We start from the raw sequence: 23,952 nt of genomic DNA on the forward strand, positions 1-23,952 counted from the left end.
CGATCAGCAGTTTTTTGTGTGCTCCGCTTAAACGAACCGCCTGGTGCACTTTTTCCCGTTATAGCAAAATATGACCGGGCGTTCGTCAATCACCGTTTCCAGATGAACCGGCCGCCCCCAGAGAGCATAAACATGGGGCAGTGTTTTTTCCAGATATTTAATGTCCAGCTCAATTCCTTCATACCGGTGAATCAGATATAATTCGCCATTTTGCAGATAATCCCCATCCTGCACCAGAATCACGGGATATCCTCCGTTAATCCGGCTTGCCACCAATTGATCCCGTACATTTTCCCAATCCTTATCCGTGACCTTCCATTCATTCCCCTGACGGCTGAAAACATAGAGATCCAGGTCTTCCACCAAATCCTTGGTCAGGTAATTGCGCAAGAACGATTGATCGGACTCCAGTTCACGCACTTCAAAAATCTTTTGACGCCCTTGTCCCGGTTTGCGTCCCAATTGCTTCTGTTCCTGTTCCGTCGGATTGTCCCAGCGCCTTTCAATGTCCTCAAACAACTTGAGTCCCAAATGATAGGGATTAATTGAGGTTTTCGATGGCGAAAGGACGGAAGCATTCAACTTGGCGAACTCAATTGCTTCTTCCTCATCCAGATCCAGTTCCCGCATGATGCGAATATGCCAGTAGGAGGCCCAGCCTTCATTCATGATCTTCGTTTCCAATTGCGGCCAAAAATAGAGCATTTCTTGACGCAAAATCGTCAGAATGTCCTGGTGCCAATCCTCAAGGATTTTGCTGTTTTCCATGATAAAGAGCAGCAGATCTTTTTCCGGTTCCTCGGGGAAACGCTTTTTGCGGGGCTTCGGCTTGGCAGGAGGTTCGGCGATATGGTCCAACTTCCACAGATCATCGTAAGGGGAGGTGCGGTTTGGCTTCGGGGTATCAGGCGTTGATTTTCGTTTTCCTTTCCGGTGCAACCTGGCATCGATCAGGCTGGGATTGATATGCTCCTGAATGGCCAGTACGTGATCCAGAAATTCCTCCACCACTTCTTTCCCATACTCAATCTCATACTGGCGAATGCGCTCGGCACTGGCAGCCATCGTTTCAACCATGTCACGGGAGGTATTGGAAAAGCGGATATTATTTTTGAAGAAATCGCAGTGAGCAAGAACATGAGCCACAATCAGCTTGTTTTGCGTCAAACTGTTCCCCTTCAACAAAAAAGCGTAACAGGGATCGGAGTTGATCACCAGCTCATAGATTTTGCTCAGATTCAGGTCATACTGCAATTTCATCTTGTAAAAAGTTTTGCCAAAGCTCCAGTGGGAGAAGCGCGTCGGCATTCCATATGCTCCAAATGTATAGATAATATCGGCAGGACAGATTTCATAACGCATGGGGAAGAAATCGAGGCCAAATCCTTTTGCGATCTCCGTAATTTCTTCAATCGCCCGCTCCAGCTTTTTCAGATCCTCTTTCACTCGGCATCCCTTCCTTCCCTTGAAATGACCTTTCCCCGAGCCCGTGAAACTATCATCGGAAATCGGATCTGTTGGTGCGGTAACGAGAAAGATCTACACCCTAAGGAAACAGCCTTTGATAATGAGTGTCAACAACGAATCCTTAAAACTATTTCATTCAAAAGGGAAAGGTTTTGGAACAGCATCTTACACAGGATGAAACCTAAAATCGGATATAGAAACGCTTAGTTTAATTATAAAGAATATTTGTCCATTTATCAAATTTCACATGCGAATTGAGGCCGATATTTACATAAAATAAATTGACAATCTCCGGTATCAGACGTTATACTAACTTCGATTCAACAGCATATGGAAAGCTCTTATCTCTATTAGGTGAGGTTCCTGTTCGGAGATACGCTACTGCCCAAAAATGTCGAGAGACACCAATGGGTCAGCAGGAAAGATCGGAATGAAGGTCTTTTCTAATGTAGCTGGTTTCGCGCAAACCTATGCCGTTCAGTGCCAAAGCTCAATGAGGGGGATAAGCGATCGGGCCTGGAAAGTGCGGGCTCAATTTGTGTTGAAACCCTCTCCGCCAAGAGTAAGGGTTATTTTTTATATTCGCAAAAAGGAGGGATTCACATGGATAACGCTTTGCTGAAACAGCATGAGCCTCAATCCGTGCTGGCAAATGCAGATCCGCCGGCAGAATTGTTGCACCAGCTGCAACCCTATGATCTGTCAGAAATGCTCAGGGAAATGGATGAAAAGAAAAGGCTCAAATGGATCGCCGCCCTTCCATTAACTCTGGCTGCCGAGGCGTTGGAATATCTGGAACCGGAGTTGCAGTATGAAACGCTCAGCCACCTGGACGGCAATCTGGCTTCCATGCTGCTGAAGCAGATGTCGAGTGACATGATCGTAGACATGCTGCTTGCCGTCCATCCATTGCAGGCGGAAAAGATGCTCAAAATGCTGCCGGAGGACTACCGGGAAAAAATCAATGCTCTGATGCGCTATCCGGAATATACAGCAGGGAGCCTGATGACCGTCGACTACGTGTCCGCCCGGGCACATTGGACCGGAGAACAAACGCTCCGCCACATTCGCAAGGTGGGAGGAGAAGCCGAGATCATCTCCTATATCTATGTAACGGGAATGCGCGGCGAACTGGTGGGAATCGTTTCGCTTAAAGAAATGATCCTCGCCCATCCGCAGACCAAGCTGGCGGATATCGCCAAAAAGGATGTCATTTCCGTTCCGGCGGATATGGAGCAGGAAGAGGTTGCAGCCATCCTTTCCCGCTATGGTTTCTACGCACTTCCCGTCGTTGACCGGCAAAACCGCCTGATCGGGATCATCACCTATGACGATGTCGTCGAGGTAATTCAAGAGGAAGCGACAGAAGATATCCAAAAACTAGGAGGAAGCCAGCCGCTCAGCGAACCTTACTTTAAAACATCCGTCTGGAGCCTGTACCGCAAACGGATCGTCTGGCTGTTTATCCTCTTTGTCGGCGGGGCCTATACTTCGACCGTCCTGGAATCGTACCAAAGCACACTGGATAAAGTGGTTTCCCTTTCCTTCTTTATTCCCTTGCTGATCGGTACCGGCGGAAATACAGGGTCACAAATCATCTCCACCCTGATCCGCGCACTGGGAACGGAAGAAGTAAAGTTTCGCGACTTGTTTCGCGTGATCCGCAAAGAACTGGTCACCGGATTGCTGTTAGGCATTTCCTTGGGAATCATCGGCTTCTTCAGGGCCGAACTGATGGATGTGTCCGTTGCCATCAGCATGGTGGTCTCTCTGGCAGCCCTGTTTATCGTTTTGTGGTCTTCCTTGGTTTCCGCAGCATTGCCGCTTGTGCTGCACCGCCTCAAAATCGATCCGGCCGTTGTATCGGGACCGCTCATCAGCACATTGGTCGACGGAACCGGTTTGATTATCTATATGAGCATAGCAAAAGCGGTTTTGCATCTCTAAACTTCTAAGGAATCGAGGTTGATGAATCCTTGAGTACTGAGCAGAAGATGAAGGCAGGTACGGCTTGACATCTCCCGCTGGAACAACGGAGCATGTTCAAGGAGTATCTGCCTTCTTAATTATTTCCCCCGATCCGTCTCCTTCTTCAGAATGCCTCATCTTCGATCTGAAACACGATCTCCTTTCACCATTTAAACTCCGCATCCGGCAATTCCGGTTCCAACAGTGCATTACGCCGTTTTTTTCAAAATTGCGCGCACAGGACTGCCGTCTGCCCCCTCGAGCTTAAGCGGCAGGGCGATCAGCTCATAATCCCCGGCATCCGCACGACTGAGATCGACGCTTTCCAAAATATGAATGCCCGAGAGACAGAGAGCGTGGTGGGCCGGAAGCTCCTTGCTGTCAATGGGATCAACGGAAGGAACATCGATGCCGAGCAGTTTCACCCCTTTTTCAGCGAGCAACGGAGCCGCATCAGGGCGCAGGCAGCAAAAGGAATCGGGAAAACGGTCCGGATCTTCCCAGGAATCCGTCCGAATCAGCAACCGTTCAACTCCCGTCAGATCATGGGCCGCCAATTCTTCCGCACCAATGCTCTCATACCCCGGCAAATGAAGCACTCTGGCCTTTCCCACAAAGATATCGGGTTCCAATTCATGCACCTTTTTGCCTGCTTCGGAAAAATGATACGGGGCATCAACATGGGTTCCCGCATGGGTGCTGAACACCACTTTGCCCACATTGACAGAACCGCTCTGTTCCTTGGTCCATTCCAGATTGAAAGAAAAAGGGGTATCCCCCGGCCAAACCGGCATGCCACCCCGCAACGTCCGCGATATATCAATCCATTTCATCTATGCGACTACTCCCCTCTCCTGTTGGAATCGTTCGTATGTTCGCTCCTCCATAATCCGCTTCAAGCGGTCAACCACATCCCATACATCGGCAAATGAAGTATATAAGGCAACGGGAGCAAGGCGAATCACATTGGGGGATCGGAAATCAGGAATCACTTTTTCCGCCTTCAACGCCTTGGCGATGCGCACCGCTTCCACATGTTCCAGAGCGACATGACCGCCGCGGCGCTCCTCCTCGACGGGGTTGCCGATGGTAAAGCCCATGCCGTCGAGTCTCACCCGAATCAGCTGCATCAAGTACTCCGTCAAAGCGAGCGATTTTTTCCGGATCCGCTCCATTCCCGCTTCAGCAAACATTTCCAGCGAACCAGACAGCGGTGCCATGCTCAGAATATGCGGTGTCCCCGTTTGGTACGCACCTGCACTCCCGGCAGGTTCAAATGTGTGATCCATGTCGAACTGCCGGTCCTTTCGCGAACCAAACCAACCGGCCAAACCGGGAGAGTGTGAATGATGCTTCTCATGCACATAAAGTCCGGCCACCCCTCCCGGGCCGCTGTTCAGATATTTATAGGTGCACCAAACGGCAAAATCAACCTGCCACGCATGAAATTGATGCAAAACGGCGCCAATTGAATGGCAAGCGTCAAATCCGATCAAAATCCCCTTTTCACGGGCCGCTTCTGTCAATTGCTTCACATTCAGCAATTGCCCGCTGCGATATAAAACGGTCGGGAGCAAAACCAACGCCACTTCCTCCGTCATGGCGGAGATGATCTCCTCTTCGCGCAAATACCGCCCGTCCTCGCTTTTGATACGGATCAGATTCTGTTCAGGATCCAATCCTTTTAACCTGATTATACTTTTTATAGCATAAATATCGGTGGGAAAATCAAGTTCATTCGCGACGATTTTTGTCCTGTTTCCGCACGGACGGTAAAAAGTGGCCAGCAATTGGTGCAGATTGGTCGTGGTCGAACCGGCCGCCACCACCTCGTGCGGCTTTGCCCCGACCAGCGGCGCCATTTGTCCTCCCAATTGCTCGGCCAAATAAAACCAAGGCTTGTCACCTTCTGTCCAGCCATCGATACCAAACTGCTTCCAGGCTTCAACCATGTGCATAACCGCCCGTTCCGCCCGTTTCGACAAAAGCCCGAGTGAATTCCCATCCATATACAACACGCCCTCAGGGATATAAAATTCCCTCCGGTAGGAGCGAAGCTCATCACGCTGATCCCGTTCCTCCGCATACTCCCTCGTCTGGGAAAATGACAGTTCCATACGGCTCCTCCTCACTATAATTTGGTTCTGACATCCCATAGTTCGGGAAAAAACCGGTGATCCAACACTTTTTTCAAATAAGGAACCCCGGATGACCCGCCCGTACCCGGTTTATGGCCGATAATCCGTTCCACCGTCTTCATGTGCCGGAACCGCCACTGCTGCAACCAGTCTTCGAGATCAACCAGCTTTTCCGCCAGTTCGTAGAGATCCCAATAGCGATCCACATGGCGGTACACTTCCAGCCAGGCAGCCTCAACATCAGGGCTCGGCTGGTAAGGCTGGCTGAAATCACGTTCAAGCACACGGGACGGAATGTCCAATCCCTCTCTGGCCAGCGCCTGAATAGACACATCGTACAAACTCGGGGAATAAAGGGCACGGGTAAGTGTGTCCAACAGCTCGGGGGAATTTTGATAAATTTGCAAAATGCGCTGATCCTTACGGCCCAAAGAAAATTCAATCAGGCGATACTGGTAAGATTGAAACCCGGACGCCCGCCCCAAATGATGGCGAAATTCCATATACTCGGCAGGAGTCAGTGTAGACAAAACATCCCAGGATTGAATAATCTGTGACTGAATCTTGGACACGCGCGCCAGCATTTTAAAAGCGGAAGATAAATCCCCCCGCTGAATATTCACAATCGCCGCTTTCAATTCATGCAGGATCAGCTTCATCCATAACTCGCTCACCTGATGGATAATGACAAACAACATTTCATCGTGGTGGCCGGATAACAATTTTTGGCTGGACAATAAAGACTGAAGCTGGAGGTAATCGCCGTAAGTCATATGTTCACGAAAATCAAGATGAATCTGTTCGGCATCAGGGTGTTGTTCGGGCATTTTCTCCCTCCGTCCGCTTTTTCTCGAATTTTTTTGCAAATCAAGTGAATGCTTTCCTGATATTTCGTATGAAAGCGCTCCCGAAACCTATTATAATAAAAAACATTACCCCTTGAAAAAATAAATTGAATAATGGGAATCATATCCATTAAAATAGGGATGGACACTCATTTATTCCGAAAGTTGGGACGGAGACATATGAACAAACTGCTGCTGTACACCACATGGGATTACTGGAAAAGCTGGAACGAAACCGGGCATGCCATCCCTGCGTGGACCGAAGATCACACCGGAGAATTCGAAATTTTGGTTGAATTCGACTGGAGTTCAATCGGGGAAATAACCGACAACGGCATGTTCATCATCAGCAAAAAGAAACCGGACATGTTCAGCCGGATTTATCTTTATACCAAATGGGAACTGTTCTGCCTGTGGCAACACGGACAAATACTTGAACTCGATCTCTGGACAAAAGATCACGTGACCAACTTTGAAGTGCTTTGTAGTTTCGCCTTTGACGAAATTCATGAACATACATATGGGGGCATGTTTATTGCCAAGAGAAAGGAAAACCCCTATTACTATCCCATTGTAAAAGAGGTTTGATATGTCTGTCAGCCGTTTTATTCAAGAAATCGATGCGATCAAAAGGGACTTGAAGGAATGCGAATGGCAAATTTATTATCACCAGGATGAGATGCAGCGGGCCCACCGTCAGGGAGAAAGCGAGATCGAGCGCTACCACCGGCAGGAACAATTGCGCTGGGAACGAAAGATGCGCACATACATAAGCGAATTAATCCGGGCTGAACAGAAACTGGATGAGGCCAAAGCGGAAGAACGGGAGCGGCTGGAACTGGAAAACCAGGCAAAAAGGGAAGGAAAAAGCCGTAATTCCTGGTATTAGGCAGCACCGGGCCCGCATCCTCTTCGCATCAGGGGCTTTTCGAACTTTGTTTTTCCTTTTGGGTTAGGAAAAGAGCAGATGGTGGAATATTATTTATGACTTGTGCCAATATCCACATAATGAACCAATCATCCAGGGAGTGAGCTTATGAAGCGGGTGCCTTACGTTGCGAAATGGTGTTTATGCATCTTGTTAACCTTATCATTTGTGGCTGCCACCGGTTTTGTTTCACCCTCGGCTGATCCCGTTCCCCAAAAAGCGGCAAAGAAGTCGGACGGTTGTCCGAATATTGCTGATCTGGTCAAACCCGGGCCGGATGCGGCAGATGAAATTCAGGCGGCTCTGCCGAAATTGATCCGCAAAACCTATGGCAAAGACCCCCATTACAAGGTATGGGAAGCCAAACGGATCTTCTCCCTCGCCGATCCTGATTCGTCTCCCTATTCTGACATAGCCAAACAGCAATGCGGAGAAGAGGTCGCGAACCAATCCTGGCTGGTCGATCTTTTCTTTCCCGAGTTTCTTCCGAGCGCAAGCCTCTCTCAAGGGCAAATCTTTGTGGCCAAAACAAAAAAAGGCTGGGTCGCTTGGTATCGCTATCATTAAACAAAAGAGCCGGTGGGAAGTTTTTCCCGCCGGCTCTTTTGATCTTGACCGAATGATCGGAATCGTTCTGTGCAAACTAAATCTGGAAACATTCACCTACAGGAGGAAAAAACATGTTTCGGAAAACAGCCGGAGAAGCACTCGTCGATCTGCTCATCGAATGGGGAGTGGATCACATTTACGGGATGCCCGGAGATTCGATCAACTCGGTCATCGAGCCGCTCAGAAAAGCGCGTGACAAGATAAAATTCATTCAGGTTCGCCATGAAGAAGCGGGTGCCCTTGCTGCGGCAGCTTACGCCAAATTGACGGGAAAGCTCGGTGTTTGCCTGTCGATCGCCGGTCCGGGGGCCATCCATTTGCTCAACGGATTGTATGACGCCAAATTGGATCGCGTTCCCGTCCTGGCCATTACCGGCCAGGTAGAATCGGATCTGCTCGGAACAGACTATTTTCAGGAAGTGAATCTTGACCGCCTCTTTGATGATGTCGCCGTCTACAATCAGCGAATCATGTCAGCGGAACAGCTTCCAGCCGTCGTCAATCAGGCGATCCGCACCGCATATGTGAAAAAAGGCGTGTCCGTGCTGACCATTCCCGATGATATTCCCACTTTTGAATTGGAAAAAAAGGCGCTGGTCACCAGTACCTCTTATTCCGTTTCTGAAATCAGCCCTCCGTTGTCCGAATTGGAAAAGGCGAGGGAAATTCTGGATCAGGCCAAGCGGCCGGTAATATTGGCGGGAAAAGGCGCACAACATGCCAGTGATGCCTTGATCTCCTTTGCCGACAAACTCGCCTCCCCGATCGTTCTGTCCCTTCCGGCAAAAGGAACCATTCCCGATGAACATCCTCTGTGTCTGGGGGGATTGGGGCTGATCGGCACATCTCCCGCTTATCATGCCATGCAGACCGCAGATACACTGATCATGGTCGGCACTTCTTTTCCTTTTACCGGTTTTTTGCCGGAAGATGCCAATACGATTCAAATCGATATCGATCCGGCACAGATCGGCAAACGGTATCCGGTTGATCTCGGACTTGCCGGCGAAGCAGGAAAAACTCTCTCCTGGCTGACGGAAAAAATCAAGCGTCATGAAGATCGCTCTTATCTCGAAGAGCATCAAAAGATGATGAAGGAATGGTGGGAACGGCTAAAAAAACAGGAAGAGCAGGAAGCATCTCCGATGAAACCGCAAACGGTGATCAAAGCATTGCAGAAGATCGCCCACGATGATGCAATTCTGTCCGTCGATGTCGGGAACGTCACCGTCTGGGTGGCCCGCCATTTTCGCATGACCAGGCAAAAGTTCATCATCTCCAGCTGGCTGGCAACGCTCGGATGCGGACTGCCGGGGGCCATCGCCGCCAAAATTGCCCATCCCGAGCGCCAAGTGTTTGCCATCTGCGGCGACGGCGGCTTCGGGATGACCATGAACGATTTTGTCACCGCTGTAAAATACGACCTGCCCATCATCGTCGTTGTGTTAAACAACCATAAAATCGCAATGATCAAGTTTGAGCAGGAAGTAAAAGGAAACCTGGAATACGGAACCGATCTCCACAATCCGAACTTTGCGCGATACGCGGAAGCTTGCGGCGGTGTCGGATTCCGGGTGGAGAAGAGCGAAGATCTGCTCCCTGCCTTTATGCAGGCGAAAGAACTGAACAAACCCTGTATCATCGATGTCGTTGTCGATCCGGACGAAGCACCGATGCCCTCTCATATCACTTATGCCCAAATGTCCGGTTATGCCCGACACATGATTAAAGCCCTGTTTGAACAAGGAAAACTGGAACTTCCTCCTCTTTGAAAAACAGAATCTGCTTGAGACTGTTGCAAAAGATGACAGTCTCAAGCTCAATATCCTGCAACCTTTCCCGTCCTGCCGCTCATCTTTGAAGTTCTTTGGCCAGTAGTTGCAATAATCCGACTAGTGTTACACTTTTCTCTTTCCCCATTCGCAAAAATGCTTGCGCCACCGCATCGTTCTTGATATCTGAACGCATTCTGCTGATGAGCTCATTTCCGCGCTCTGTCACCTGAAGCAACTTGCGGCGCCGGTCTTTCAAATCCGGAATCCGCACCACCAAATTTCTTCGTTCCAACAGGTCGATAATCGGAATCAGGGTTGGCGGTTCAATCGAAAAACTTTCCCCTAATTCCTTTACTGTCAAGTTCCCCTTGCTCAAACGAACCAAAATGGCATATTGGTGAGCCGTGATCTCTTCTCCCTGTTCCCTGAGCCGTTTCTCCAACTGTTGCTTGCTCATTTTGATAATCGTTCCAATACTCGCCAGGAAGGGCTCCGTAAGTTCCAACAACTCCTTTTCTTCCATCTGCTTGCTCCTTTCCACTTTATTAGCTATACGAATTATTCGCCTGTAAAAAGTATCACAAGCCGGAACGGCGGGGACACCAATCCCCTCCCGCTCTAAGTACTTCCCGTTCCCAGGTAGTTCCCGAAACGAGGTGATCGGTTTCTGTCCGTGATCTTGCATCCATATAAAAAGATAATGACACCAGTTTTAAAATACCATATCTTCGCCCGGATCACTATGTACGAACCAAAAAAAGGGGCAACATCACTTTTGATGTGCCCTGTCCTCAAGATATCTCCTCAGAAAATAATCAAAAACGGAACAAAAAACCCGAACGGGATAAAAAATGGTACAAAGAGTCTCACTTCTGCCTGACCGGAAGAACCCCTGGAACCGACGCGGGCCGGCAGAAACATGATTCCATTTTTGCGGACCTCGTCAATCGTCCCATAGAGTTTCTTTCCGTTCTTCAGCCGCAACATGATCGGTTTGCCAATGGCCTGGGTTAACTGATCATTGGGAATATACCGGTAACGAACCATCAGAAACCCTCCTTAACTCCAAAAAATTCAAGCAACCTATTCTATGAATGATTTGGAAAAACGGTAACGGCAAATGAAATAAATCACGATATAAGTAAAAGAGTATCATTGATATAATTCAACCCGGCTCTTTCTTCATATTTCTTCCTGTCTGGAACAATAGAGTCAATACTCAAAAACGCACAAAAAAACAGCGGCATCATCAGCCGCCAGCTTTTTGACAAGATCCCAAAACATGAATCCGCCGGGTAAGGGTGTTTTTCTTTGCTTCCGGTTCCTCCGTCACAAAGGTTGCTGCAAATAAACACCCATCCCTTCCTATTCGGTTTGTCAACATCCTCATTGTCATCATCAGTTGCTGTTTTTCAGTATGTTTAATGGAAGATAGCTTAAATCGAGAGGAAAACTTAACCAGCCGGCGGCTCTCCACCGCTTAAGAAACGCAACATTCCTTTCACCTCCCTTCAAGTCTGCTGTCTCATCCTTCTTCGATGGCTGCACTGAGCTGTGTATGCGCAAAATGGCAATGGCCGATGATTGGCAATCCGGGGCGAAAACGAGCTGTAAACAAAAGCATGATCCTTATTTTTATAAAACGGATAAGATTCAGCGGAGACAACTCCCCTTGTTCCTTGCCCGATCTGGTCTGCCAGTTTCATACCGCCATTTCTATGTTTAATAATTTTTAAAATAATTATACAAACGCCCTTTCGCTTTGGCAATACTTTTTATTTTAAAAAAACAAAAAAACCGACATCTTTAACCCTGAAACGGTTTGATTATTGACAGCCGTTTTATTGAAAAAAGAGGATTTACTCTGATATCCATCTGATATTGACATTATTTTTTTAAAAGATAAGAGTTTGCTCATCTATTTTGAGAAAAAGCGCCGGGCAACCACCCGAGCGCTTTTTGTGCGGAAACAAAAGGTTATTCGTCGAGAAACATCGCCCGAAACTCCGGGTCGCTCTTCACCGCGTCAAATTCCATCACCTGGTATTCAGCCACCCCGTTTTTAAAGAAGGGATCTTGTTCAATAATTTGTTCCACTTCTTCCCGTTTCTTCACCCTGAACAGGATCAGCCCGCCTGTTGGCGGAACCATCGGACCCGATGCGATCAATTGCTTCTTCCGATAGCATGTATCAAGATAATCCCGATGTGCCTGCCGATGCTTTGCCACCTCTTCCGCCGTCAGCAAATAGTGAAGAATGGCGAGAAACATATTTCATCCTCTCCGTTCGCCTGTCGAAATTTAAAAAAGTGACTCAAGTACTATATTGCCAGATTTGAAGGGGTATTTGTATTCTTATATAGAAATTTAAATCAAAATCATTAACATTGTCACCAGGAATCGTGGAAAGGAAGGAAGGAATTTGGGAATCGCACTGATCACCGGAGCCTCAGAGGGGATCGGAAAAGAACTCGCTTATCTCTTCGCCAAAGACGGGCATGATCTGGTGTTGGTCGCGCGCAATGTCGATCAGCTCAACAGGGTCGCCACCGAGATCGAAGAGCGTTATCAGCGAACGATCCACATCATCACCCAAGATTTAAGTCAGCCGGATGCTCCGCGCCAAATCCGCAATACGTGCGTAAGCCTCGGTCTGCAAATCGATTATCTCGTCAACAATGCCGGATTTGGATTGTATGGTCCGTTCGCCGAGCAACCGCTTGAAGACCTGATGCAGATGATCAATCTGAATATCAAGGCGCTGACGGCATTAACCCATTATTTTCTGCCTGATCTGCTCGCCAGCAAAAGCGGCGGCATTTTAAATGTCGGTTCGATGGCCTCCTTTGTGCCCGGGCCATTGATGGCCGTTTACTACGCCAGTAAAGCCTATACGCTCTCTTTTACTGAAGCGCTGGCCCATGAGCTGAAAGAGAGCGGAGTCAAGGTAACCGCCTTGTGCCCCGGGCCGGTTAAAACCCGTTTTGCCATGCGGGCAAAGATGCACCAATCCCGGCTGACGGAGAAAAACGCCCTTGACGCTTTTACCGTCGCCAAGGCGGGATATGAAGGTTTGCTAAGCGGAAAGCCAGTCGTGATTCCGGGAGCGGTGTTCCGGTCTCTGTTGTTCGGAACGCGCTTTTTGCCGCGAAACTGGATCGCATCATCCGTCATGCGCATCCAGCAGGATCGAACACCGCTCCGTTAATCTCTTTTCAGCGACATCGCTTTGAACCAGCGTTGTCGCTGTTATTTACCGTATTTTTTCACATAGTGGGCCAAAGTTTTTAACGGCCACACATAGGGATAGCTGTGATAATAAACATAAAATTGCCCGGCAAGCCCGGCCCCGACAGGGTATGTCCACTCCCTTCCGCGCCCTTCCAAAAGGGCGAACATCCTTTCCATCCCTTTTTCGATCTCAGGAGTCGGCCGGTCATGGCAAGCGATCAGCGCATCCAGTGCCCAGGCCGTTTGCACCGCAGTCGAATAGGGAAGGGAAACGAATCTGCCTTTCACATCGCTCGCACACGATTCTCCCCATCCTCCATCCTCTTTTTGCTTGCTCAAAAGCCAGTTTTTCCCTTTTTGAATCATCCGGTGCTCGGGTGGCACGCCAACGGAGGTGAGCCCGGTGATGGCCGCCCACGTTCCGTAAATAAAGGTGACACCCCAGCGCCCAAACCAGGAGCCGTCTCTCTTTTGATTGTGATAAAACCAACTCCAGGCACGCCTTGCTTCGGGCCGGTCAATCGTCCATCCGAGCTCCTGTCCGAAAAATCGCAGAGTGCGTCCGGTCAGATCCGCACTGGACGGGTCTCCCCAGACTGTCTTCCCGTCAGGATAAGGCATGAGCCGGAGCCACCTTTTATTCGTATTTTTTTCAAACGCCGGCCATCCTCCGTCATTGTTCTGCATAGAAATGAGCCACCTGACCCCGCGATCCCATTCTGTGCGGTAACGGCCGGACCGAACGGAAGGCGCGAGCGCACTTAAACTGGAGGAAGTATCATCGACATCGGGATTGATTGTGTTGAGATCGGAGAACCCCCATCCCCCCGGGGCCGCGTACGGGTTTTTGATTGACCAGTCTCCCGGGGATGTCTGCTGTCTGGATTTGAGATAATGAAGGCCTCGCTTAATGGCGGGATGGCTGATTCCCACCCCTGCTTCCTGAAGGACATGCAGGATCAGTGATGTATCCCAGACCGTCGAAGTCGTTTCCTGCAAATGGGTCCCATCCCCGAGCGGGAAGGCAAACTGCGCCAAACCGTTCATCGCTTTTTGAATCACCGGATGACGCCGGGAGTAACCCAGCGACAGAAGGGCAAAAATCATTAAAAACGTCGTGGTCATATAACTGTACAGCGTTCCGTCTTTTTCAACCCGGCTGAGCATAAAGGACTCACCCCAGCGCAAGGCTCTTTCATGCAACCGCCGGCGCAGTTCCGAACTAATCGAACTTTCGGGGAACAGCTGCTCCGCAGTCCAAACATATTCCGCTTTTCTCCCTGAACGGCGTTGAACCGGAAGCCATTCTTCCACTTCGTCAAACCCGTCGAGTCTTGTCGCATATTCGCGGTCTGCGGCGATGAGAATCGGTGCCAAATGCACCCGGGTATATCCGACAAAATCAAAAAAGGAAATCGGTCCCGAGGGTGGAAGCAAGAAAAATTCAACAGGCAACTTGATAAAATTGTTCCAACTGAAGTGCGACAACAGGGCCAGAACAACTTTGGTCAGGGAACCGGCGTTCCCCGCTCCCCCATTTTCCATTATATACTCCCGTGCTTTGCGCATCGCCGGATCATCCGGCTGTTTCACTTTCGCATACAGAAGGGCCAAACAGGCATCCACCGTGGTCGAAAGGTTTCCCTCCGGCTCATCTTCGTACAGTTTCCAGGTTCCATCCCCCGTTTGCCGGGAGAGAATACGTTCAATCAATAACGGTTCGAGCGGATCTCCCCTTCTTTTAAGCACCCGGTTTAACAACAAATAAAATGAATCGCACATCACCCCGCTTTCAAAACAGAAACGCCAGCTTCCGTCCGGACTCTGCTTGCGGAGCAATTCATCTGACAAGCGCCCGATCCATTTTTTTGCGCGATCGATATGCTCTCCGTGCATCCGCCAAAACTCCTTTTAAAAACGAATTTCAGGCATGTTGATTTGCATCAGATCGGAAGGAGAAACGAGGAGATTTTTGAGTCCCGGGCTCTTCTTTCGCTGACTCAGCAGCGATAAACCGCTCTGTTTCAAAAATCCCGCCATGAAACCATACATTGGTTGATCAACATACCTGACGTGATTTCTTTACAAAGATATTCATGGAATCAAATCACATGATCCCAACTGAATAAACCGGCAAAGAGAGCACAAAATATCATTGGGCAAGTTGAAAGGAGGGGAATCCAGATGACGGTAGGTACAAAAATCAAGCAAACGATCGCCAGCGCGGAATCGGTAGCAGCCAGCCTGCGTTCTTTTGCCCTTGACACCAACAACCAACAAGCAAAGCAAACATACAACCAATTGGCGCAAAACGTTGACACAGTGGTTCAACAACTGAAAGCGCGCGAACAGGAAATTATGAGCGAAGAGCCGCAATACAACCAACAATAATAAAAAATCGGAACCGAAAACGCTTTTTCGGTTCCGATTTCCTGCTTCATCCACGCGGCTTAAACAGGAGCGCCGCCAAAAAGCCAAAAATGATTGCCGCTGAAATTCCGGCACTTGTCACTTCAAAAATTCCCGTGATGACACCGACCAAACCATACTTATTCGCTTCCATCATCGCACCGTGAACCAATGCGTTTCCAAAGCTCGTGATCGGCACTGTCGCCCCGGCGCCGGCAAACTTGATCAGCGGCTCATATAGCCCCAAGCCGTCCAGAATCGCTCCGACTACCACCAGCGTACTCGTCGTATGGGCGGGGGTCAGTTTTAATCCATCCATCATCAATTGACCGATCACGCAAATAATCCCCCCGACCACAAATGCCCAGAAAAAGATCATTTTTTCGGGTCTCCTCCCTTTTCAATCGCCACAGCGTGAGCGATACAAGGTATCGTTTCTTTTTGCTGATAACTGATCGGAGACAACAGAGCTCCGGTTGCCACGATCAACACTTTGCGCAGTTCTCCGTTCTTCATGCGGTTGAGGACATGTCCGTAAGTGACGCAAGCGGAACAGGCACAACCGCTCCCCCCCGCCTGAACGGGCTGTTGCTCATCGTAAATCATCAAACCGCAATCCCCAAACTTCTCTTCCGGCAGTTTAAGGCCATGCTTCACCAACAAATCCCCGGCAATGCGATGACCGATCTTCCCAAGGTCGCCGGTTAAAATCAAATCGTATTCGTCTTCGGAAAGCCCCAGATCACGAAAATGGCTCTCGATCGTATCGACAGCCGCCGGAGCCATCGCCGCCCCCATATTGAACGGGTCACTGATCCCCATATCAACGACACGGCCAACTGTTGCCGCTGCCACGTAGATTTCATCTTTGGTCTTTTTGGAAGTGAGGACAGCCGCACCTGCTCCTGTCACCGTCCATTGTGCGGTCTGAGGTTTTTGCCCTCCGTATTCCGTCGGGTAACGGAATTGCTTTTCAACCGCAGCATTGTGACTGGCTGTGCCCACCAGAACTTTGTCGCCAAACCCGCTGCCGACAATCAACGCGCCGAGCGCCAAACTCTCCATCGAAGTGGAACAGGCCCCAAACAAACCGAGATAAGGCACAGCCAAAGTCCTTGCCGCAAAGCTGCTGGTGATCACTTGGTTCATCAAATCCCCGGACAAAAAAAACTGGATGTCGTCCGCTTTCATCCCCGCCTTGTCCACAGCTTTCTTACACGCCTGTTCCAACAACATCTTTTCCGCTTTTTCAAAACTGTCCTGCCCCAGCCACAGATCGCCGTGCAAAAAATCAAAGTCCTCTGCCAGCGGTCCGTTCGCTTCAAACGGGCCCCCGACAGCGCTGCTTGCTGCAATATAGGGCCGGTTCTCAAACACCCATGTTCTTCCCTGAATCACTCAGAATCCTCCCAAACTTTTTATGATCACTTTGATTGTGCTGATCACAAATGCGGAAAATACCCCAAATACAATTACCGACCCTGCCAGTTTAAACATATTGCCCCCGACCCCCAGAACGTATCCTTCGGAACGATGTTCGATCGCCGCTGAAGAGATCGCGTTGGCAAATCCGGTCACCGGAATGATGGTTCCCGCCCCGGCCACTTGTGCAATATGGTCATAAACCCCGAATCCTGTCAAAAGGACTGAAATAAAAATCAAGGTTGCTACAGTCGGATCTCCGGCTGTTTTTTCGTTAAACCCGAAAAAATGAATGTAAAAAGTGGAAATCAATTGTCCGAGCAAACAAATTGCCCCGCCAATAAAAAAAGCACACAGGCAATTCTTTAAAATAGGGCGTTTGGGTTCGCGTCCTTTCACAAACTGATGATATTCCTGTTGAACAGGGGTTAGCTTTTTTCTCGTTTCTTTTAACACTGCGCTCACCTCATCTTAACGTTCCCTTTATCTATTAAGTAATTTTTGGTAAAAACCAAAACGTTTTATACCTGCATTGGCAAACCAGGACGTAAAATACGCAAAAAAAGTCCAAAACACAGTCCTGGTAAAGATTCTTTCCTGTCGGCCCATTCCGATGATAAAACGAAGCAAGATTGCGCGAATTGCGTGGAACCACGACCTGATCAACATGGACTTTCAGGGAAAAATAAAAGAAGACCCGAACAAGGCCTTCTCTTGAAACGCTCATATTTGGCAAGGGCATGCAATCCTGTTGGTTTTTGTGGTAGAATGTTGCTCTCCGTTTGCCTCCAACTTCCCAGTTATTTTAATTTTAATTAAAAACGTTGTATTAAAGAATATTTTTCTTCTTTATCTCAAGCAAATATATCATAAGAACGGCCGGCCAAAATGCGAACCCCTTTTTCCATCTCGACCTCGATTAAATCCATCAAAGGAAGCTGAATCTGTGTTCCGTCCGCCAGGTGCAGTTTGATCGTTTTTACCCTTCGCTCCGGTTTATGATCAACATAGCAGACAACCCGGATGCCTTCGTTAACCTCCATTTGGTTCTCTTTGATTTCGTTTTTGAGCAATTCGATTTGCGAACGTTGCTTCAAATCTGACAAAAACGGTTGCACCTGTTCCATTTGTCCTTCCACCAGTACCTTTAACATTTGCTTGTCCCCTCCCAAAAGTCGCGTGAGCTTTTATGAAATAGGCAAGAAATTGTTGGCTAAAACCTCTTGATTACAGTTTATAAATCTAAATACTCATTTGCAAATTAATAAAAAATCACGCTGAAAAGAAGGTATTTTGAACATATGTGCCAAAATAGATAAATATCTGAACAAAACAACGAATATGTTCATCCATTTTTTGCACATATGTACAAAAACGGTATGATTTCCCTCTCAATCAACCAAAAAAATTTTTTAAATTGGGAGGTGAACCTTTTGTTACCGCTGGATCATGAGAATGCGGGCAAAGTGATTCGCAAGAGAAGAAAGGAACTGGGGTTAAGGCAGAGCGATCTGGTCGATGATGTGGTCAAATTGCACTCCATCCGCAAAGCGGAAAAAGGGGAAGTCGTCAACGATGACATCTACATGCGCATTTGCGAAAAGCTGGACATCGATTTGCAGCAACTCCTGGAAACTTATGAAGATGAATGCGACAAAGAAGAGCGCCTGCGGTTTCTCTTATTTGCGATTGAACATGATATCGATCTCGTCGGCCCCGAGGAAGGTTTGGAGCAGCTGAGAAATATCGAAATCGCAAAAGATTCACCGCTTCAAACCTTTGTCTATTTTCTGAAAGGAAAATGTTATGACCGCAAAACGCAGTGGAAAAAAGCGCAAGCCCAATACATGAAAACGCTCAGTCTCTTGAACCAGTTTCCCGAACTGGAAGACAGCAATCTGAAAGCCTCAACGTACAACGAATTGGGACGGTGCTGTTATTATCAGAACAATCTGGAACAGGCGCTCAATTATATTGAAAAAGGACTGGAATCGTATAATAAAAATGGTGAACGCGACTATATTATCTACCATTTGATGATCAGCAAAACGATTTATCTGGAAAAGATGAGCCGCAACGAGGATGCTTTTCGCACATTGGAATTTTTATGGGATCATATCGGCGAAATCGACAGCATGGAAATCCGCTTGTCGATGTACGAAGTTCACTCCGTGCTGCTGGCCAAGCAGGAACTGTACGAAAAAGCTGCGCAAGCGGCCACCCGCGGCATTCAACTCGCGCGAATCGACCAGAATGTGGATCGTTCGTTTGAGCTGTGGACGGCGTTGGGTGAGAGCTATAAAAACCGCGGTGATTTCTTTAAAGCCGAGATTTGTTTTCGCACCGCGCTGAAATTGGAGAAAAAAATCAGAAAAAAGAACATGCTGGTCTCTACCTATACACAACTCGGCATGCTGTACTTAAAGTCAAAAAAAATCTCCTCTGCGCAAAGCGCATTGCTGAAAGCGGTGCAAATCGGGCAAAAAACCAATGACGCCCTTAAGTATTGCAACGCACTGGTCGCTTTGGGCGATTGCTATATGAAACAGGGCAAGGATCTGGATGCCCGCTCCTGTTTCCAACAAGCGCTTTCCTTTGCGGAAAAGCATGGTTTGAAAATCCATCTGCCCGATATCCTGGTCAAATTGGCAAAATGTTGCGAGAGAGAAGACCCGGCTACTTATGAAAAGTACAAAAACCGCTTCTTCCAGTATTACGTGCAAATGATGTTTGAGAAAGGAGGCGAAAAAAGTTGAAACACCTCTTTGACGACGAACCGCCAGCCTGCTGACTCGTTGATTCAAATGAAACCGTGAACGGGATGCAGCGTTTTGCGCTGCATTTTTTATTTTTTCGACAAAAACCGCCAAAACCGGTTGGAATTTGCCCTTACTTTTCAATCTTATCCACAACTTTTGTAGAAAGTTTATAACTAAATGACAGAAATGTCAATCTCCTCAGGCGATTTTTTGGGACATGTTTCGATTTTGTTCGACAACCAGAAAACCTTCGTAATTTCTTCTCCATTCCTGCCTATATTATATACAGGCAAGGTTTCTCATTTGCCCAAAAAGAGGTGAAAAGCAATGTTAAACATTTATATTTCCGGAGAAGATGGCGTATTACAGGAAATAAACGAATTTGCCAAAGGTGCATGGGTTCACCTCACCGCTCCCGATGAGGAAGAAATTCAAAAAGTGGTGCAGTCGCTGGGAATTCCCGCCGATTTTATCCGTGATCCCCTGGACGAGGAGGAGCGGTCACGCATCGACAAGGAAGGAGACAATCTCCTGATCATAGTGGATATTCCCATCCTTGAAAATGAAGGAAGCAGGGATGAACAATATATTACGATCCCCCTCGGAATGATTGTAACCCCGGACCTGTTCATCACTGTCTGTCTGAAAGAAACACCCATTGTCCAGCAATTTATCACCAACAAGATCAAAAATTTCTATACTTATATGAAGACACGGTTCATACTGCAACTTCTTTACCGGATTTCAACCTATTATTTAACCTATTTGAAACAGATAAACCGCAAAACGAGCAAACTTGAGAACAAATTGCAGGAATCGATGCAGAATCAAGAGCTGTTCTCCATGTTAAGCCTGGAAAAGAGCCTGGTCTACTTTACCACCTCGCTCAAAACAAACAATCTCGTCACCGAAAAACTGTTAAAAAACCAGTACCTGAAGATGTATGAAGAAGATCAGCATCTGTTGGAAGATGTCATCATCGAAAACAAACAGGCGATGGAGATGACGGAGATCTACAGCCATATTTTAAGCGGAATGATGGATGCGTTTGCCTCGGTCATCTCCAACAACGTGAACCATGTGATGAAGGTTCTCACCTCGTTTACCATCGTGCTCACCTTCCCGACGATGGTGGCCAGTTTATTCGGAATGAATGTCCCTTTGCCCTTTGAACATTATCGCCATGCTTTTTTGATCATTTTGCTGTTATCTTTATTGTTGTCATGTATTACGGCGATGATCTTCTGGAAAAAGAAATACTTCTAACTGACAAAAAACGGGATCATACCGCCTTTTTCGTGAACATAAACTAGGAGGAGAAATTCAAGGAGGTCAAAGCATGATTCCTTTTGACCCGGCTCATTACTCCTATCAATATCAGATTTATCCGTATGTACCTTACTGCCGCCTGAAGGAACTCCCACATTTCCGTGTTCCCCATTCCAATCCACATCGGGGTCGTCCTCCCCGTCCCAATCCCATTTTCCCCCGGCGTCCTTCGCGTCCGATCCGGCCGCCTCGTCCCATTCCGCCGGGTAATCCGCCTCCTTTCACTCCCTATCCATATTGGGATCTGTATTGATCGCCCAGGCCCTGGGCTTTTTTATCTTCCCTCTGTTGCGAAAGCAAAAATAGTCGAGATCATCCACGTCAAAGTAACTGTTCCTTTCATGGACGGAGTCGGCGACAAGTTCCTGTTTCATCATTGCCAAGACATCCAATCGGTTTTCGCGAACATTTCGCGGAGCAGTCCAAATTCTGCCGATGTCAAATTGGAAAAATATATTTTGATTCGGCATCGCCATCCTCCTATCGTCAATCTTTTTATGATCAAGCGATATGTAACTACATGCTTCCACTCCGGGGGTAAACTCCGGTTATATGGCCACCCGGATTCCAACGTTGTCTCTTTTTCCCTCAATGGAGTGCAAGCAAGTAGAAAAAATTCATCCTCGATGATGCTGTTAACAAATGACATTTCAGACAATACTCCTTGATGAATCTTAAAAAGTAAGTTTGCGTTGCGTCATCGGCGTATCAAATACATCAGTGTCGAATGTAGGCGTGCAAAACAGATTGACGGCAAAGTCGCCATTGTTGAAACTAGCTGTGTTGTTTGTTTGCAAGCTGTCATTCTGGACCAACAGATTCAGCAGGTTATTCAGATTCAGTTCTCCGCTCGAAGAGGTGCTGTTAAATTTCATCAACGGTAAAAACAACATTGTGCATCCACCCTTTGATTTCCTTTTGCTCCCCATTAAATATACGTGCAGGCCGGGGGCGGGACAGATTCCGATCCGGTTGACACAATGGACGGTTACCAACATCATCTTCGGCAAAGCCGCCTACATACATTTCTCCTGAAACTCCTGCATGGTTTTAAAGAGTAACTTTTGATTGGGTGATCGGCGTATCAAATACATCAGTGTCGAACGTGGGCGTCCAAAACAGATTCACGGCAAAATCGCCATTGTTGAAACTAGCTGTGTTGTTTGTTTGCAAGCTGTCATTCTGGATCAGCAGATTCAGCAGGTTATTCAGATTCAGCTCTCCGCTCGAAGAGGTGTTGTTAAATTTCATTCTCGGTAAAAACAGCATCATCCATCATCCTTTGTTTTATTTTCAGTTGAAACGAAGCATTTCCCGCTCTGACCCGCAGGCCTAAATAAGCTTGACTTCCGCTATCGGCGTGTCAATCAGATCCTGATCACAGATTGGTGCATTAACCACTTGAATCGGTGCATCCCCCGTGTGGCTATTGACCGAATTGCTCTTATTGAAGCTGTGATGATAGGCCAGAAAATTCAAGCCATAAGACAAATTCACCTTGGCGGTTGCCGATACGTTATTTACTTTAAACGGTCCAACAATAATCGGCTGGATCATCGTGATCTTCCTTTCCCAAACTAGACGATCTTGATCTGGGAAATGGGAGTATCCATAAAATCCTGATCATAAATCGGCCCGTACATCAGGGACAATACCAGATCACCCAGGTTGTTACTGGAGATATTGTTCTTCTGAAAACTTTCCTGGTTCAGCAAGAGATTGACCGGAGACATATTAAGCTGTCCCGAACTGGAAATATTGTTCAATTTGATCAAAAAGGGCATCCCTGACCCTCCCCATTTTTTAGTAAGGCTTTACTTCTCCCATCACTGAATCCAGCACATCCGGGTCTATGATCGCTCCGATGTGGGTAATCCGCAGCGCATCACCAACTGTCGAACTGGCTCCGTTACTTTTCGCGGAACTCTCGGAAAAGAGAGACACCGTGCAAGGAGCCACATTGATATTGGCTGTTGACGTAACAGAGATGATCTCCGCACTTCCAACGTAAATCGCCATTACTTTACCTCCCAATCATTCATTTATCGGTGGATCAGTACAGGGTGGTCATTCGTATCCGGATCAATGACCGGGTTTGCCGCTTTAATCACTGCACCATCTCCCGCCGTCGAAACCCCTGTATTTGCTTTTTGAAAGCTGAGTGGCAAAACGGATATGTGCGTACCGATCGTCACTGACGATGTCATGGAGACCGAGTTTATTTTTAATACGCCAACCTTGATGTTCAAAATACTTCCTCCTTAATCATTTGCCACAAGCCTACTTTAATGTATGTGTAATCCGGGCATGAGTGACTCAATCCCGTAAAAATTACAGGGGTTGCTCTTTTTCCGAAGCCCTGAAATTGCGGGATTACACTTGCTCCCATAAAAAATAATGACCCCTTTCTGACTGCCAGTCACACTGCATGGCCGCCTGCTGTTCACCCAGGGGTCGGTCTCCGTTGTTCTCTCTGATGATCGGCTTATGCCCAGTATATTCACGACGAAAATCATGTGTCACCAATGAGAATCGATTCTTTTCACGAAAAATCAATTCACCTTCATTCGCCTATTGAATACGGTATTAAAAACGAAATGAGGTGCTTGTTATGTATTATTATTCATATTCTTCTTTCCCTGCCTTGCCCCCGCACACTCCCGCTTATGATGATGGCTACTTCCAACCGGCTGCCCACACCAGTTTATTCCCGTTTTTCTTTCCCTTCTTCGGGTTTCCCTTTTTCGGCCCGTTCATTTGGAGAACCTGGTGGTGGTAGGAATCCATTGGGGCAGGGGGCTTCTCTCTGTCCCCGGTTCCTTCGGCGCAAAGGCGGCCCGCTGAAAAAGCACCCATCCCCTGCCAAATGAAGTTGGCCGACAGCCCCAAACCACTTCTGAATGCTTTTTTTCAGAAGAGGTTTTTCTGCCTTCTTTATTTATAAAAATAAATATTGTATCATAAATAAAAACTGATTATTGACAAGTCCGGCGGGGCCGGGTGGACGAAAAAACCACCATCCCTTGCCGCTCAATTTTCCCAACAGCCGGATAAATGAAAATTTTTATTTTC

Annotated in this window: 28 protein-coding genes and 1 riboswitch; of the genes, 9 read left to right on the plus strand and 19 right to left on the minus strand. The window is 47.7% G+C overall.

Annotation, left to right across the window (positions count from 1 at the left end; all coding sequences use genetic code 11):
• Positions 1 to 27: 27 nt before the first annotated feature.
• Positions 28 to 1,446 carry a SpoVR family protein gene (locus tag I8U18_RS06930; RefSeq protein ID WP_033101089.1) on the minus strand — a complete coding sequence of 473 codons (1,419 nt, stop codon included), beginning with the start codon at positions 1,444 to 1,446 and terminating at the stop codon, positions 28 to 30.
• A 360-nt stretch (positions 1,447 to 1,806) separates the two neighbouring features.
• A riboswitch (M-box (ykoK) riboswitch) is annotated at positions 1,807 to 1,975 on the plus strand.
• A 95-nt stretch (positions 1,976 to 2,070) separates the two neighbouring features.
• Here I8U18_RS06930 and mgtE point away from each other — a divergent pair.
• The gene (mgtE, locus tag I8U18_RS06935; protein ID WP_198064618.1) at positions 2,071 to 3,414 is read left to right on the plus strand and encodes a magnesium transporter; all 1,344 of its coding nucleotides are present in this window, start codon (positions 2,071 to 2,073) and stop codon (positions 3,412 to 3,414) included.
• Positions 3,415 to 3,644: 230 nt separating this feature from the next.
• Here mgtE and kynB read toward each other — a convergent pair whose 3' ends face one another.
• From kynB to kynA, 3 genes are read right to left on the minus strand one after another with little or no spacing between them, the layout of a single operon-like run.
• The gene (gene kynB, locus I8U18_RS06940) at positions 3,645 to 4,268 is read right to left on the minus strand and encodes an arylformamidase (protein WP_033101087.1); all 624 of its coding nucleotides are present in this window, start codon (positions 4,266 to 4,268) and stop codon (positions 3,645 to 3,647) included.
• Positions 4,269 to 5,552 carry a kynureninase gene (gene kynU / locus I8U18_RS06945; RefSeq protein WP_198055422.1) on the minus strand — a complete coding sequence of 428 codons (1,284 nt, stop codon included), beginning with the start codon at positions 5,550 to 5,552 and terminating at the stop codon, positions 4,269 to 4,271.
• A gap of 14 nt (positions 5,553 to 5,566) precedes the next feature.
• Positions 5,567 to 6,400: a tryptophan 2,3-dioxygenase gene (gene kynA, locus I8U18_RS06950; protein WP_033101188.1), complete on the minus strand. Its 834-nt coding sequence runs from the start codon at positions 6,398 to 6,400 to the stop codon at positions 5,567 to 5,569.
• Between the two features lie 198 nt (positions 6,401 to 6,598).
• Between kynA and I8U18_RS06955 the strand changes: the two genes are divergently transcribed.
• From I8U18_RS06955 to I8U18_RS06970, 4 genes are all read left to right on the plus strand, one after another.
• The gene (locus I8U18_RS06955) at positions 6,599 to 7,006 is read left to right on the plus strand and encodes a hypothetical protein (RefSeq protein WP_198055423.1); all 408 of its coding nucleotides are present in this window, start codon (positions 6,599 to 6,601) and stop codon (positions 7,004 to 7,006) included.
• A 1-nt stretch (position 7,007) separates the two neighbouring features.
• A complete protein-coding gene (locus I8U18_RS06960; RefSeq protein WP_033101084.1) occupies positions 7,008 to 7,307 on the plus strand; it encodes a hypothetical protein in 300 nt (99 codons plus the stop codon).
• A gap of 147 nt (positions 7,308 to 7,454) precedes the next feature.
• Complete coding sequence (locus I8U18_RS06965; RefSeq protein WP_198064619.1) at positions 7,455 to 7,913, plus strand: hypothetical protein; 459 nt, start codon at positions 7,455 to 7,457, stop codon at positions 7,911 to 7,913.
• 113 nt (positions 7,914 to 8,026) lie between these two features.
• The gene (locus I8U18_RS06970; RefSeq protein ID WP_198058996.1) at positions 8,027 to 9,727 is read left to right on the plus strand and encodes a pyruvate oxidase; all 1,701 of its coding nucleotides are present in this window, start codon (positions 8,027 to 8,029) and stop codon (positions 9,725 to 9,727) included.
• A gap of 79 nt (positions 9,728 to 9,806) precedes the next feature.
• Here the strand turns inward: I8U18_RS06970 and I8U18_RS06975 are convergent, their stop codons facing one another.
• The 3 genes from I8U18_RS06975 to I8U18_RS06985 all read right to left on the minus strand — a co-directional run bounded on the left by I8U18_RS06975 (position 9,807) and on the right by I8U18_RS06985 (position 12,001).
• Positions 9,807 to 10,253, minus strand: coding sequence for a MarR family winged helix-turn-helix transcriptional regulator (locus tag I8U18_RS06975; RefSeq protein ID WP_198064620.1), 447 nt, complete (start codon positions 10,251 to 10,253; stop codon positions 9,807 to 9,809).
• A 281-nt stretch (positions 10,254 to 10,534) separates the two neighbouring features.
• Positions 10,535 to 10,777, minus strand: coding sequence for a hypothetical protein (locus I8U18_RS06980; protein WP_033101082.1), 243 nt, complete (start codon positions 10,775 to 10,777; stop codon positions 10,535 to 10,537).
• Between the two features lie 930 nt (positions 10,778 to 11,707).
• Positions 11,708 to 12,001 carry a YciI family protein gene (locus I8U18_RS06985; protein ID WP_033101080.1) on the minus strand — a complete coding sequence of 98 codons (294 nt, stop codon included), beginning with the start codon at positions 11,999 to 12,001 and terminating at the stop codon, positions 11,708 to 11,710.
• A gap of 151 nt (positions 12,002 to 12,152) precedes the next feature.
• Between I8U18_RS06985 and I8U18_RS06990 the strand changes: the two genes are divergently transcribed.
• Positions 12,153 to 12,938 (plus strand): SDR family NAD(P)-dependent oxidoreductase, encoded by a 786-nt coding sequence (locus I8U18_RS06990; RefSeq protein ID WP_198064621.1) that lies wholly within the window; start codon positions 12,153 to 12,155, stop codon positions 12,936 to 12,938.
• Between the two features lie 41 nt (positions 12,939 to 12,979).
• On the opposite strand, the gene I8U18_RS06995 is transcribed toward I8U18_RS06990, so the two are convergent.
• A complete protein-coding gene (locus I8U18_RS06995) occupies positions 12,980 to 14,857 on the minus strand; it encodes a terpene cyclase/mutase family protein (RefSeq protein WP_033101078.1) in 1,878 nt (625 codons plus the stop codon).
• 288 nt (positions 14,858 to 15,145) lie between these two features.
• Between I8U18_RS06995 and I8U18_RS07000 the strand changes: the two genes are divergently transcribed.
• A complete protein-coding gene (locus tag I8U18_RS07000) occupies positions 15,146 to 15,352 on the plus strand; it encodes a DUF1657 domain-containing protein (RefSeq protein WP_033101077.1) in 207 nt (68 codons plus the stop codon).
• 46 nt (positions 15,353 to 15,398) lie between these two features.
• Here the strand turns inward: I8U18_RS07000 and spoVAE are convergent, their stop codons facing one another.
• From spoVAE to I8U18_RS07020, 4 genes are all read right to left on the minus strand, one after another.
• Complete coding sequence (gene spoVAE / locus I8U18_RS07005) at positions 15,399 to 15,749, minus strand: stage V sporulation protein AE (RefSeq protein WP_033101076.1); 351 nt, start codon at positions 15,747 to 15,749, stop codon at positions 15,399 to 15,401.
• Positions 15,746 to 16,768, minus strand: a complete 1,023-nt coding sequence (gene spoVAD, locus I8U18_RS07010; RefSeq protein ID WP_198064622.1) for a stage V sporulation protein AD — start codon at positions 16,766 to 16,768, stop codon at positions 15,746 to 15,748. The genes spoVAE and spoVAD overlap by 4 nt, the downstream gene beginning before the upstream one ends.
• On the minus strand, positions 16,769 to 17,248 hold the full coding sequence (gene spoVAC, locus I8U18_RS07015) for a stage V sporulation protein AC (RefSeq protein ID WP_033101074.1): 480 nt from the start codon (positions 17,246 to 17,248) through the stop codon (positions 16,769 to 16,771).
• 398 nt (positions 17,249 to 17,646) lie between these two features.
• The gene (locus I8U18_RS07020; protein WP_033101073.1) at positions 17,647 to 17,946 is read right to left on the minus strand and encodes a hypothetical protein; all 300 of its coding nucleotides are present in this window, start codon (positions 17,944 to 17,946) and stop codon (positions 17,647 to 17,649) included.
• 279 nt (positions 17,947 to 18,225) lie between these two features.
• Between I8U18_RS07020 and I8U18_RS07025 the strand changes: the two genes are divergently transcribed.
• Positions 18,226 to 19,548 (plus strand): helix-turn-helix domain-containing protein, encoded by a 1,323-nt coding sequence (locus I8U18_RS07025; RefSeq protein ID WP_033101072.1) that lies wholly within the window; start codon positions 18,226 to 18,228, stop codon positions 19,546 to 19,548.
• A gap of 330 nt (positions 19,549 to 19,878) precedes the next feature.
• Positions 19,879 to 20,817, plus strand: a complete 939-nt coding sequence (locus tag I8U18_RS07030) for a magnesium transporter CorA family protein (RefSeq protein ID WP_198055431.1) — start codon at positions 19,879 to 19,881, stop codon at positions 20,815 to 20,817.
• Between the two features lie 284 nt (positions 20,818 to 21,101).
• Here I8U18_RS07030 and I8U18_RS07035 read toward each other — a convergent pair whose 3' ends face one another.
• From I8U18_RS07035 to I8U18_RS07065, 7 genes are all read right to left on the minus strand, one after another.
• Positions 21,102 to 21,350: a hypothetical protein gene (locus I8U18_RS07035; RefSeq protein WP_198064623.1), complete on the minus strand. Its 249-nt coding sequence runs from the start codon at positions 21,348 to 21,350 to the stop codon at positions 21,102 to 21,104.
• Between the two features lie 204 nt (positions 21,351 to 21,554).
• Positions 21,555 to 21,773 (minus strand): hypothetical protein, encoded by a 219-nt coding sequence (locus I8U18_RS07040; protein WP_152568548.1) that lies wholly within the window; start codon positions 21,771 to 21,773, stop codon positions 21,555 to 21,557.
• Positions 21,774 to 21,930: 157 nt separating this feature from the next.
• Positions 21,931 to 22,149, minus strand: a complete 219-nt coding sequence (locus I8U18_RS07045; RefSeq protein ID WP_033101069.1) for a hypothetical protein — start codon at positions 22,147 to 22,149, stop codon at positions 21,931 to 21,933.
• A gap of 63 nt (positions 22,150 to 22,212) precedes the next feature.
• On the minus strand, positions 22,213 to 22,437 hold the full coding sequence (locus tag I8U18_RS07050; RefSeq protein ID WP_198055433.1) for a spore germination protein: 225 nt from the start codon (positions 22,435 to 22,437) through the stop codon (positions 22,213 to 22,215).
• A gap of 20 nt (positions 22,438 to 22,457) precedes the next feature.
• Complete coding sequence (locus I8U18_RS07055) at positions 22,458 to 22,664, minus strand: hypothetical protein (RefSeq protein WP_198055434.1); 207 nt, start codon at positions 22,662 to 22,664, stop codon at positions 22,458 to 22,460.
• 19 nt (positions 22,665 to 22,683) lie between these two features.
• On the minus strand, positions 22,684 to 22,899 hold the full coding sequence (locus tag I8U18_RS07060) for a hypothetical protein (protein WP_033101067.1): 216 nt from the start codon (positions 22,897 to 22,899) through the stop codon (positions 22,684 to 22,686).
• A 23-nt stretch (positions 22,900 to 22,922) separates the two neighbouring features.
• Complete coding sequence (locus tag I8U18_RS07065) at positions 22,923 to 23,129, minus strand: spore germination protein (protein WP_033101066.1); 207 nt, start codon at positions 23,127 to 23,129, stop codon at positions 22,923 to 22,925.
• Between the last annotated feature and the right edge of the window lie 823 nt (positions 23,130 to 23,952).

The sequence above is a fragment of the Thermoactinomyces sp. CICC 10522 genome (assembly GCF_016055075.1).
GTDB lineage: Bacteria > Bacillota > Bacilli > Thermoactinomycetales > Thermoactinomycetaceae > Thermoactinomyces_A > Thermoactinomyces_A daqus.